Here is a 9,144-nt window from a genome sequence, read left to right on the forward strand (position 1 = left end):
GCTACCGGTGATGTCAGCGTGCGGCGCGGTCGAACTCCGCGCGCGCCTGCACGATCTCCTCCTGGTGCTTCTCGGTCCACTGGACCAGCGACTGGATCGTGCCGAGGAGGGTGCATCCGAGCGGGGACAGACAGTACTCGACGCGCGGCGGCACCTCTGCGTACACCGTCCGGCAGATCAGGCCGTCGCGCTCGAGGTTGCGCAGCGTGACCGTCAGCATGCGCTGACTGATCCCGTCGATGGCGCGACGCAGCTCGTTGAACCGCATCGTCTTCTCCTCGAGGAGCGAGATCACGAGCAGAGACCACTTGTCGGCGATCCGGTCGAGGATCTGACGTACCTCGCAGCCCTCGCGCGCGTCCCACTGGAACACGTCCCAGCGGGGCTCGTCCTCCTCGGTCACTTCAAGAGGCTCGGTCACTTCAAGAGGCTCGGTCACTTCAAGAGAACTAGGTGATGTCGAAGTGCGTACTTCCGCCATGCCCCCATCCTCACCCAGACTGATCGCAGTTACAAGAAGTAACCAGGCTGATGTTTGGTAACCCTAGGAGCCCGCGTGACCGTCGCACCCGTCTTCGATCCACCCGCACAGCAGATGACACCGCGCTCATGGGGGTTGCTGCTCGTCCTCTGCGGCGCCCTCTTCCTCGAGGGGATCGACATCGCGATGCTCAACGTCGCCGTCCCCGCGATCGCCGCCGACCTCGGGCTCGCGACCGGGACCGCGCACTGGATCATCAGCGCGTACGTCCTGGGCTACGCCGGCTTCATGCTGCTCGGCGGCCGCTCGGCAGACCTGTTCGGGCGGCGGCGCGTGTTCCTGGTCGGGCTCACCGTCTTCGTCGCGTTCTCCGGAGTCGGTGGTTTCGCGGACTCCGGCTGGCTGCTCGTGACCGCACGCTTTGCGACCGGAGTCGCCGCGGGGTTCATGACGCCGGCCGGATTCAGCATCGTCACGTCGAGCTTCCCGGAGGGACCGCTGCGCAACCGCGCGCTCTCCGTGTACGGAGCCGTCGGTGCAGGCGGGTTCACGCTCGGGATGGTCGCCGGCGGGCTGCTCACCACCGCGAGCTGGCGCTGGGTCTTCTTCGCCCCCGTGGTCCTCGGGGCACTCCTCCTCGTCGTCGGCCGTGCCCTGATCCGTCCCGACCAGCCACGCCTCCCCTCGACCTCCGGGTTCGACGTCGTCGGCTCGGTCACGGTCACCGCCGCGATGGTGTCGATCGTGTTCGCACTCGTGAGCCTGGGCGAGGGACACACAGCGACGGCCGCGCTCACCCTGGCCGGCGCCGCCGCGCTGCTGGTCGGCTTCGTCCTGTGGGAGCGCCGCTCCCCTGCGCCGCTCCTTCGCCTGAGCATCCTTCGCCACGGGATGCTCCTCTCGAGCAGCACGGCCGGGCTGCTTTTCATGGGCGCGTTCTTCGGATTCCAGCTCCTGGTCACGCTGTACCTCCAAGAGCTCCGCGGCTGGACTCCGCTCGAGACCGGCCTGACCTTCGCGATCATGGGCGCGGACATGGTGATCGCGCCGCTCCTCACGCCGCTCCTGGTCGCACGGCTCGGTACCGCGGCGGTGATGACGGCCGGGTTCGCCAGCGCGACCGCGGCGTTCGCGCTGACCCTGCGACTCGAAGCCGACTGGACGTACGTCGACCTGCTCCCGACGCTCCTGCTGGTCGCCTTCGCCTTCGCGTTCGCGTATGGGCCGCTCGCCGCGGCTGCGACCGAGGGGCTCGACGAGTCCGAGCACGGCGTCGCCGGCGGGATCGTCAACACCGCCTTCCAGTTCGGCGCGGCGCTCGGCCTCTCGGCGGTCACGATCGTCCTCCTCGGCGCGAGCCCCGAGGACGCGACCCTGGACGACTATCGGCGGGCGTTGTTCGTGCCGACGGCGGCCGCCGCGCTCGCTGTGGCGATCGGCGCGACCGCGTGGGCGCGTAGGCGGGGTGGAGCGCGTCAGCGGAACTGAGCGAGCGCGCCGCGCAGGTCGTCGACCGCGGCTGGGAGCTCGTCGAGCTTCTCGGCCGCCTCGACCTTGGCGCGCGCGGCCGGGCCGTCGCTGACGCCGCCTGCCGCCTCGTACGCCCGGGCGAACGCGAGCAGGTCCCGGACGTCGCCGAGGAGGTCGTGGATCTGCTCGGCGCTCACCGCCAGCGCATCTGCCTTGGCACCGAAGAGTCCGACCGGGGGGCGAGTGACGGACTCGACCGCATAGCGGAGGCGTCGCGCCGCCTTGCGCAGCTCGTGCAACGCGACGTCATCACCGGGACACGAGGTAGCCGCCTCGGCTCGACGCAGCACCCTGTCGCCCTCCTTGACGATCCTGCGACGCACGCCGCGCTTCGTACGACGCGACGCCTTCGCGGTCCGAGGGGGCGCGTCGAGGAAGGCCCCGAGATCCGCCCGACGGTCCCTCGCCTCGACACTCACCCCGCGGCGTGCGACCGCGCGGTGGGCGTCGCGGTACGCGGTGCGGAGCTCGTCGAGCATCCGGGCGCCAGCGGCGTCGTCGTCGTCGTCGAGGAACCGCTCGGCCACCGCGATCCTCACCTCGAGGTCGCGCGCCTCGCCGAGCTCGCGTCCCCAGTCCCGGTAGGTGCCGTGCAGGCGGCGGACCGTGTCGGTGTCGAAGAACGGCCGGTACGCCGCAAGCGTGCTGCGTAGCCGCCGTACGGCCTTGCGGTGCGCGTGAACGCCGTCGGGCTGGTCGAGCACGGCCAGGCCGAGCGTCGCGTCGAGCTGGTCGGCGATCGCATCGAGACTGCGGGCAGCCGCGTCACCCGCGTCGTCAGGGTGATCGTCTCCGCTCACGGTGCTCCCTCAGCCGTTCTGCCCGCGCGCCGCGACGGTCCACGTCGCCACCTCTCCATCGTCGCGGACGTGAACCCGATCGGCGAGGTTGATCGCGGTGCACACGTGGTTCGGGAGAACCGCGACCCGGTCGCCGACCGCCGGGACGTCCGCCGGGTCCGCGCCGCTCACGTCGACCACGCCGTGGTGCTCCCAGATCCGGTCGATGCGCGCGCCGGGGACTCCGAGCAGCACTCCGTGCCCGTTGACGTACGGCGGCCGGTCGGCGGCGAGGGTCTTGGAGCCTGCATCGAGGACGAGGCGATCCGGCGCGGGCGCGCTCACCACCGTGGTGATCACCGCGAGCGCGACCTCGTCCGGGCCGGCCGTCCCCAGTGCGACCTGCTGCGCGTCCTGGAACGCGTACACACCCGGCCGCGTCTCGGTGACGACCTCTACGTCGGTCGCCTCGTACGACGGAGTCGCCCCGCCGCTGCGGATCTCGCACGGCAGTCCCTCTGCGGCGAACGCGTCGGCGGCACGCGACAGCGCACTCGCCTCGTCAGCTGCGGCGGGCGCGCCTGCGCCGAGCGCGTACCCCTGACCAGGGAAGGTGAACACCCCGCCGATCCTCAGACCACGCTCGGTGGCGTGCGCCGCGAGCAGGCCGGCTTCCTCGGGCACGACACCCGTACGACGCAGCCCGCACTCGACCTCGACCAGGACCGAGAGGCGCGGGTGGTCCGCGAGGCCGTGGCGAACGAGGGCGTCGATGCCGTCACGCGAGTCGACGCCGAGGATGACCGTCGCTGCGTCGAGCAGCCGCCGCAGCCGGTCCGCGAGATCGTCCGTCGCAAGGACCGGGTACGCGACGAACAGGTCGTCGAACCCGGCCTTCGCGAAGCACTCCGCCTCCCCAACGGTCGCGAGCGTCAGGCCACGCGCTCCGGCCGCGACCTGCAGCCGCGCGATCTCCGGGATCTTATGGGTCTTCACGTGAGGACGCAGCCGCAGACCGCGGTCGTCGCAGAGCGCCTGCGCGCGGGCGAGGTTGCGTCGCAGCGTCGGGAGGTCGACCGCAAGGAACGGTGTCGCGATCCCCTGCCAACGATCCGGTGACCAGCGTTCCTCGCTCATGGCCGTCAGCCTAGGCCCGTCAGGAATCGAGAAGCACGCCGTCTGGCCCACGCCTAGCGTGACGTCATGTGCATGAGGATGAATGCCCTTCCGGCTCACGACCGGCCCGAACGCCTCGACGACCTCGTACGGCTTCGCCGTGTCCGTGACCGGCTCGAGCGGGAATACGCCCAGCCGTTGAACGTCATGGCACTCGCCGCCGGTGCCCGCATGTCGACGGGCCAGCTCATTCGGCAGTTCGAGCGCGCCTACGGCGAGCCGCCGTACGCCTATCTGCGGGCACGGCGCCTCGAGCGCGCCCTCGCTGCCTGACCCTGGAGTTTGCCGCGCCAGCTCGCGAGGGCCGGTCAGTCCAGGCAGAACTCGTTGCCCTCCGGGTCGGCCATCATGACGTGCCCGGCCTCCAACGGCGGCGCGGGCTCGAAGCGGCGCAGGCGGGTCGCCCCCAAGGCGACGAGCCGCTCGCACTCGGCCTCCAACGCGTCCATCCGCGCGTCTCCCTCCAGCCCGGGAGCCGCACGGACGTCGAGGTGGAGGCGGTTCTTGGAGGCCTTGTCCTCCGGCACCTGCTGGAAGAACACCCTCGGGCCCTTGCCGTCGGGATCCTCGATGGCAGAGCGCGAGTTGCGCGCCTCCTCAGGGACACCGATCTGCGCGAGGAAGTCGTCCCACGCAGCGAGCGGATCGTCGCCCTCTGGGACGTCGACGCCGGGCGGGCCAGGGTGGACGTATCCCAGGACGTCACGCCAGAAGGTCGACAGCGCCCTGGGATCGTGCGCATCGAAGGTCACTTGGAATTCGCGGCTCATCGCTGGCTCCGTTCGTCGGCATGTCGCACGCCACTCTGGCACGGCCAACCGACAGAAGCCGGTGTCAGCAAGCGATCTCCTTCACCTCGCCGCGAGACAGGTGGAGCCCCGCGGGCAGCACGTGCAGCACCGCGAGGCAGAGCGCGGCGACCACTGCCAGGCCTGGCGCGATGCCGACTACCCGCGCCAGCGTCATTGGGATCGTGTCGACCCACCCCATCATCGGCAGACCCGCACGCCATGGTCGTCAGCTTGCCGCGCGCTTCACGAGCTGCTCGATCTTCTCCGCGTCGGCGTCGGTGATCTCGGTCAGCGCGTACGACGTGGGCCACATGCTGCCCTCGTCGAGCGTGGCAGACTCCTCGAACCCGAGCGTCGCGTACCTGCCGTCGAACTTCTCCGCGGCCTTGAAGAAGCAGACCACCTTGCCGTTCTCGTCGGTGTAGGCCGGCATCCCGTACCAGGTCTTGGCGCCCAGCTGAGGCGCGACGCGAGAGACGATCGCGTGGATGCGCTCGGCCATCACACGGTCGGAGTCGCCCATCTCGGCGATCTTCGTGAGCACGGCCTTGAGGTTGTCGGCCTTCTTCTTGCCGCCTCGCCCCTCCGCCTTCAGCTCCTCGGCGCGCTCCTTCATCGCGGCGCGCTCGTCGTCTGTGAAGCCGACGCCGGTCGATTCCTTCTGGCCGGCCTTCTTGGTGGTGGTCATCGGATGCTCCTCGTGGTCTCGGTCGACGTGGTGTCGTCGTGCTCGCCACGATGCCGGAGCCGCACGAGGGACGCTTCTCGATTCGTGATCGATGCGCGGGCTGCGCGTCGGTGAGCTAGCGTCCACACGAGCGCGACGGGTGGACGCTGGGCCACCGACGTGCGTGAACGCCGACGGGAGTGCGCATGACGAACGAACCGACCCGGTCCGCAGCCGACGATCCCGGACCCTTCTTCCACGGAACGAAGGCCGAGCTGCAGCCCGACGACCTGCTCGCTCCTGGCTACGGCTCCAACTACGGCGAGCGGCAGAAGGCGAACTTCATCTACATGACCGCGACCTTGGACGCCGCCACCTGGGGAGCCGAGCTGGCCGTGGGCAACGGGCCCGGGAGGATCTACGAGGTCGTCCCGACGGGGCCCTTCGAGGACGATCCCAACCTGACCGATCAGCGGTTCCCGGGCAACCCGACGCGGTCGTACCGCACGCGAGAGCCGCTGCGCGTCGTCGGCGAGGTCGAGGACTGGGCGCCGCACTCTGCTGAGGAGCTCCAGCACATGCGGGACCACCTCGCCGAGCTTGAGCGGCAGGGCATCGAGGCCATCAACGAGTGAAGCCGTCCAGGGAACGCGCGCGTTCTCCGCACTCTCGCCGCCGACCGAGACCGACGTCGACGAGCATGAGGGTGGTCGACTCGTTGTCGGCACCGTCGTTCGTGGAGACAGCCGCCAGCCGGTCATCCGGAGACCACTCCGCCATCGCCAGGTCGCGTGATGCCTCGATGCCGTCCGTCAGGTCTCGGCGATGTTGACAACCCCTGGAAGGGCAACCTCTGATGCGACGACCCGGGTGCAGCAAGGCCGTCAATCCCTGAGCGATGACTCGGGCCCGCTGGCGCAGTCGAACTGGGAAGGGAGCAGGTTCAGAGGGAGGACTCTCGGCGATGGCGGTGATCGAGGACGTCCGGCCGCTCGGCAGCGCGCTCGAGCGCTCGTACGAGGTGTACGTACGAGGCCGGCTGAAGTTCCGCGTGAAGCAGATCGTCTATGTGGCGTTCTCCCTCGACGAGACCGTGATGGAGTTCGCATTCCCCAAGGAGGAGCGGGCCGCTCTCGTCGCGAGCGAGCCGCGCAAGTTCCAGCTGCCGGTGCAGTCGGACATGCGGTTCAACTGGGTCCGCTCCGACCTTGCGGCACTAGACCGGGCTGAGGCCCGCGAGCTCGTCGTCGACGCCTGGCGCATGGTCGTACCCCAGAAGCTGTCCCGCGCGTACGACCTCACCCATCCCGACGGCCCGGGGTGACGGACCGCCCGGGCCCAGGGCGTGCGGTGAGCTGGCTCAGCCGAACTCCTTCGGCATGTCGATGAACCGCGAGTAGTGGCCCTGGAACGTGACCGTCGCCGAGCCCGGCTGACCTGAACGGTTCTTGGCGACGATGAAGTCGGCCTCGCCCAGACGCTCGGACTCCTGCTCGTACATGTCCGGTCGGTGCAGCAGGACCACGATGTCGGCGTCCTGCTCGATCGAGCCGGACTCACGCAGGTCGGACAGCATCGGTCGCTTGTCGGTGCGCTGCTCCGAGCCACGGTTGAGCTGGCTGATCGCGATGATCGGGACCTCGAGCTCCTTGGCGAGCAGCTTGATCTGACGCGAGAACTCCGAGACCTCGACCTGGCGGTTCTCGACCTTCTTGCCGGAGGTCATCAGCTGGAGGTAGTCGATGACGATCATCTTGAGGTCGTGGCGCTGCTTGAGGCGCCGTGCCTTCGCCCGGATCTCCATCATCGTCATGTTGGGCGAGTCGTCGATGTACAGCGGCGCCGCCGCCACCTCACTCATGCGACGAGCGAGCTTGGCCCACTGGTCGTCGGACAGCGAACCCGACCGCATCTCGTGCAGACCGACGCGCGCCTCGGCGGACAGCAGACGCATCGTGATCTCGATGCGGCTCATCTCCAGCGAGAAGATCGCGGTCGTCAGCCCGTGCTTGATGGCCGCCGATCGGCAGACGTCGAGGCCCAGCGTGGACTTGCCGACACCGGGTCGTGCGGCAACGACGATCATCTGGCCGGGGTGGAAGCCGTTAGTGAGCCGGTCGAGGTCGACGAACCCGGTCGGCACGCCCGCCATCTGCCCGTCGCGGGCCGCGATCGCCTCGAGCTCGTCGAACGTCGCCTCCATGATGTCGTTGAGGACCGTGTAGTCCTCCGACGTGCGCTGCTCGGTCACCCCGAACACCTCGGACTGCGCGGTGTCGACGATGTCGTCGATCTCGCCCTCGCCTGCATAGCCGAGCTGCGCGATCTTGGTGCCGGCCGAGATCAGTCGCCGCAGGATCGCCTTCTCGCGGACGATGTCGGCGTAGTAAGACGCGTTGGCCGCGATCGGCACGTTGGCGACGAGCGTATGGAGGTAGGGCGCGCCGCCGATCTTGGCCAGCTCGCCTCGGCGCTGGAGCGCAGCGGACACGGTGACGGCATCAGCGGGCTCGCCGCGGCCGTACAGGTCGAGGATCGCGTCGAAGATCTCCTCGTGCGCCGGACGGTAGAAGTCGATCGACTTCACCGCCTCGAGCACGTCGGCGATCGCGTCCTTCGAGAGCATCATCGCGCCGAGCACGGACTGCTCGGCGTTGTTGTCCTGAGGTGGGGTGCGGTCGACCCGGCTCCCGCCGTACTCGTAGTCGTCCGGCGGCTCCGGAACCGACCCCAGCTCGGCAACGCTCACCCGCGCCACTCCTCCACGCTCGACCCCGATTGCGACACCCCACGCCCCCAAAACGGCACGCCGTGAATCACAGGTCTGTCATTCACGCTTCGAGCGTACGGGGGACCACCGACGAAGCTTCGAGAGCCATCCCGGACCCGCACCAGGAGGTTCGAAAACATCCGTCGAACGAGAAGCAAACTACGCGCATCGCGATGCCGGCTGCCAGTCGTGTGCGGCTGTGGATGCACAGCCTTTGTGGATCGCGACGACATTTGTGTGGATAACCAGGGGAAGACATGTGCACAGGCTGTGGGTATCCGTGTGGATTACCCCACGAGGTTCTCCACACCTGTGGGCTGACCTGGGGAAACACTGTCCCCCGCGTGTGGATCGAAACTCCCCCACGGGCGTGTCCGTCCGACTTGCACACAGCATGGAAGCCTTCTAATCTGCGCGCCCGTGGCCGTCGCGAAAGGCCTCCCAGCGCGCGAGCATCCCCGGGATCTCCTGGGCCATGAACGCGAAGAACATGGCCCCGAGCTCGAGCGGCGCGCCGTGGTCCTCGTGCTCGTCGCCGAGGTCCTTCGCTGCCTGCTCGAGACTCTCGTACCAGCGGACCAGGATCGCCTGCCGCCGCGCGATCATCGACTCCCACGGATCGCCTGGCGGGAGCCGGTAGTGGTGACGTCGATCGCTTCCACGATGGCGCTCGAGCATCCCAAGGCCGATCAGATAGTTGACCGCACCCGAGATCGCCGCCGGGCTCGCGCCGGTCGCCTCCGCGAGCTCGGCCGCGGTATAGCTGCGCTGCCCGAGCCCCAGGACGTACGCGAACGTCCGCGCCGGCATCGGAGGCACGCCGGAGTCGCGCAGGATCGCGGAGAACCTCTCCACGAAGTCCTCGAGGGCATCGCTCGCCACCGGGCCCACCTCCGTCACTTTGCGTCCGCCTGCCCCACTTTACCCTTCACATAATTCTGAATCATGTG

12 protein-coding genes are annotated in these 9,144 nt (G+C 69.0%); 4 read left to right on the forward strand and 8 right to left on the reverse strand.

What is annotated here, in order from left to right; genetic code table 11:
* Positions 1–13 precede the first annotated feature (13 nt).
* Entirely contained in the window at positions 14–421 is a 408-nt protein-coding gene (locus tag HCT63_RS00820; RefSeq protein WP_243842829.1) for a helix-turn-helix domain-containing protein, read from the reverse strand.
* 135 nt (positions 422–556) lie between these two features.
* Here HCT63_RS00820 and HCT63_RS00825 point away from each other — a divergent pair, with 135 nt between their 5' ends.
* Positions 557–1,969, forward strand: a complete 1,413-nt coding sequence (locus HCT63_RS00825; RefSeq protein ID WP_243842830.1) for an MFS transporter — start codon at positions 557–559, stop codon at positions 1,967–1,969.
* Here HCT63_RS00825 and HCT63_RS00830 read toward each other — a convergent pair.
* Together HCT63_RS00830 and HCT63_RS00835 are read right to left on the reverse strand one after the other, a co-directional pair.
* Positions 1,957–2,811 carry a CHAD domain-containing protein gene (locus tag HCT63_RS00830; protein ID WP_167000644.1) on the reverse strand — a complete coding sequence of 285 codons (855 nt, stop codon included), beginning with the start codon at positions 2,809–2,811 and terminating at the stop codon, positions 1,957–1,959. The genes HCT63_RS00825 and HCT63_RS00830 overlap by 13 nt on opposite strands.
* A 9-nt stretch (positions 2,812–2,820) precedes the next feature.
* On the reverse strand, positions 2,821–3,927 hold the full coding sequence (locus tag HCT63_RS00835) for an alanine racemase (RefSeq protein WP_167000646.1): 1,107 nt from the start codon (positions 3,925–3,927) through the stop codon (positions 2,821–2,823).
* Between the two features lie 66 nt (positions 3,928–3,993).
* Between HCT63_RS00835 and HCT63_RS00840 the strand changes: the two genes are divergently transcribed.
* Positions 3,994–4,239 (forward strand): hypothetical protein, encoded by a 246-nt coding sequence (locus HCT63_RS00840; protein WP_182397124.1) that lies wholly within the window; start codon positions 3,994–3,996, stop codon positions 4,237–4,239.
* 35 nt (positions 4,240–4,274) lie between these two features.
* Here HCT63_RS00840 and HCT63_RS00845 read toward each other — a convergent pair whose 3' ends face one another.
* From HCT63_RS00845 to HCT63_RS00855, 3 genes are all read right to left on the reverse strand, one after another.
* A complete protein-coding gene (locus HCT63_RS00845; RefSeq protein ID WP_167000648.1) occupies positions 4,275–4,736 on the reverse strand; it encodes a VOC family protein in 462 nt (153 codons plus the stop codon).
* A gap of 64 nt (positions 4,737–4,800) precedes the next feature.
* A complete protein-coding gene (locus tag HCT63_RS00850) occupies positions 4,801–4,959 on the reverse strand; it encodes a hypothetical protein (protein ID WP_208322209.1) in 159 nt (52 codons plus the stop codon).
* A gap of 24 nt (positions 4,960–4,983) precedes the next feature.
* Positions 4,984–5,445 (reverse strand): DUF1801 domain-containing protein, encoded by a 462-nt coding sequence (locus HCT63_RS00855; protein ID WP_167000650.1) that lies wholly within the window; start codon positions 5,443–5,445, stop codon positions 4,984–4,986.
* A gap of 185 nt (positions 5,446–5,630) precedes the next feature.
* On the opposite strand from HCT63_RS00855, the gene arr reads away from it, so the two are divergent.
* Together arr and HCT63_RS00865 are read left to right on the forward strand one after the other, a co-directional pair.
* Entirely contained in the window at positions 5,631–6,059 is a 429-nt protein-coding gene (gene arr / locus HCT63_RS00860) for an NAD(+)--rifampin ADP-ribosyltransferase (protein WP_167000652.1), read from the forward strand.
* A 329-nt stretch (positions 6,060–6,388) separates the two neighbouring features.
* Positions 6,389–6,748: an MmcQ/YjbR family DNA-binding protein gene (locus tag HCT63_RS00865; protein WP_167000654.1), complete on the forward strand. Its 360-nt coding sequence runs from the start codon at positions 6,389–6,391 to the stop codon at positions 6,746–6,748.
* 36 nt (positions 6,749–6,784) lie between these two features.
* Here HCT63_RS00865 and dnaB read toward each other — a convergent pair whose 3' ends face one another.
* Together dnaB and HCT63_RS00875 are read right to left on the reverse strand one after the other, a co-directional pair.
* Complete coding sequence (gene dnaB / locus HCT63_RS00870; protein ID WP_208322287.1) at positions 6,785–8,158, reverse strand: replicative DNA helicase; 1,374 nt, start codon at positions 8,156–8,158, stop codon at positions 6,785–6,787.
* Positions 8,159–8,599: 441 nt separating this feature from the next.
* Positions 8,600–9,076, reverse strand: a complete 477-nt coding sequence (locus HCT63_RS00875; protein ID WP_167000658.1) for a MarR family transcriptional regulator — start codon at positions 9,074–9,076, stop codon at positions 8,600–8,602.
* Between the last annotated feature and the right edge of the window lie 68 nt (positions 9,077–9,144).

Source organism: Mumia sp. ZJ430 (assembly GCF_011751845.1).
In the GTDB taxonomy this organism is placed as follows: domain Bacteria; phylum Actinomycetota; class Actinomycetes; order Propionibacteriales; family Nocardioidaceae; genus Mumia.